Source organism: Leucobacter soli (assembly GCF_042659205.1).
GTDB lineage: Bacteria > Actinomycetota > Actinomycetes > Actinomycetales > Microbacteriaceae > Leucobacter > Leucobacter soli.
Genome location: NZ_JBHSRW010000412.1, coordinates 1 through 1,004, shown reverse-complemented (window position 1 = coordinate 1,004; position 1,004 = coordinate 1). Strand labels below are relative to the sequence as shown.

The 1,004-nt window shown below is 70.4% G+C and carries 1 protein-coding gene; it reads left to right on the top strand.

Annotation, left to right across the window (positions count from 1 at the left end; all coding sequences use genetic code 11):
* Positions 1 to 1,004, top strand: a 1,004-nt coding sequence (locus tag ACFPZL_RS13610) for a DEAD/DEAH box helicase (protein WP_382335926.1), incomplete at both ends; no start/stop codon positions are given.

Genomic DNA, 1,004 nt, shown 5'->3' with positions numbered 1-1,004 from the left:
AGCGCCGCCCGAGCCGCCCCCGCGCGATCGTGCTGGCCCCGACCCGCGAGCTCGTCACCCAGATCGCCGAGACCATCAAGATGCTCGCCGTTCCCGCCGGCATCAAGGTCACCACCATCTTCGGCGGCGTGCCGCAACGCCGCCAGGAGGCTGCGCTCGAGGCCGGCGTCGACGTCGTGGTCGCCGCGCCCGGCCGCCTCGACGACCTCATGAAGCAGAGGCTCATCAGCCTCGACAGCGTCGAGATCACCGTGCTCGACGAGGCGGATCACATGGCCGACATGGGCTTCCTGCCCGTCGTCACGCGGATCCTGAACGCGACGCCGAAGCAGGGCCAGCGGCTGCTCTTCAGCGCGACCCTGGACAACGGGGTCGACAACATCGTGAAGAAGTACCTCCACAACCCGATCCTGCACTCGGTCGACAGCGCCGAGTCCCCCGTGCCGCAGCTCACGCATCACGTGTTCGAGGTCGCGAGCAAGGCCGGCAAGGACGCGCTGATCGAGGCGCTCGCCTCGGGCACCGAGCGCCGCATCTTCTTCACCCGCATGAAGCACCAGGCGAAGAAGCTCGCCAAGCAGCTGACCGCCGCGGGCATTCCTGCCGTCGAGCTGCAGGGCAACCTGTCGCAGAACGCGCGGGATCGCAACCTCGCCGAGTTCGTCTCGGGCGGGGCGAAGGTGCTCGTCGCGACGGACGTCGCCGCGCGCGGCGTGCACGTCGACGGCGTCGATCTGGTCGTGCACGTGGATCCGCCGGTCGAGCACAAGGCCTACCTGCACCGCTCCGGCCGCACCGCGCGCGCCGGCAACGAGGGCGACGTCGTGACGCTCGTGCTGCCCGAGCAGCGCGGCGAGATGCGCCAGATCATGCGCGCCGCGAAGATCCACGTCACCCCGCGCCCGGCCAGCCCGAAGGATGCCGAGGTGCTCGAGCTCATCGGCGAGGCGGCGCCGCGCGTCGATCCGAAGGAGACCGAGCGCAAGCGCGCTGCGGCTCACCTC